Annotated in this window: 1 protein-coding gene; it reads right to left on the reverse strand. The window is 66.4% G+C overall.

Annotated features, from left to right (window positions below):
• Positions 1-11: 11 nt before the first annotated feature.
• Positions 12-236, reverse strand: a complete 225-nt coding sequence (locus tag EII35_RS15580) for a hypothetical protein (protein ID WP_125229347.1) — start codon at positions 234-236, stop codon at positions 12-14.
• Positions 237-637 lie beyond the last annotated feature (401 nt).

The following is a 637-nucleotide window of genomic DNA, read 5'->3' on the forward strand; positions in this document are numbered from 1 at the left end:
GCTGAACCCGCTCACCCGATGAGGGCCGGGACCAGAACCGCCGCCAGAATGAGCGTCGTGACGACCTCCCACATCCCCAGGGACCTGGCCGTCACCGGTCGGCCACGCATCGCCCCGAGCGTCGGCACCAGCCACGCCCTGAGCGTCATCGCCGCGAAGAAGGCGACCAGCCACCACCGCCCCACGCCGACGTCCCAGACGGCGAACAGCACCGTGAAGGCGAGGTGCCAGGCCACCGAGTAGACGATGAAGTCGACGCGCCCACGCTCCCGGATGTTGGTCTTGACTTAGAGGGTGCGCGGATAGGGGGATCGTGACGAGGATCGTCACGGTGGCCTCTGGGCAAGGCGGACGACAAAGAGCGCACTGGACCGTGCGTTCAAGGAGGACAACGCAGCCAAGGGGTCACCGGGGCGACCGCAGTAGATTCGCCTATCCGCGCACCCTCTTAGAACACGGTGCCGAAGAAGTAGCCGAAGCACACCAGCGCCACCCCGTACAGCGTCGGACTCACCACCAGCGGCAGCAGGCAGGCGGCTGCGACGGTGACCCGCTTGGTGTTGCTCATGCGGGCCAGTGTACGAGAGAGGACCTCACGTCTCCTTGGTCTGCACATGTACCCGCGCTGGTAGAGTCC

Source organism: Arachnia propionica (assembly GCF_003932785.1).
GTDB classification, from domain to species: Bacteria; Actinomycetota; Actinomycetes; order Propionibacteriales; family Propionibacteriaceae; genus Arachnia; species Arachnia propionica_B.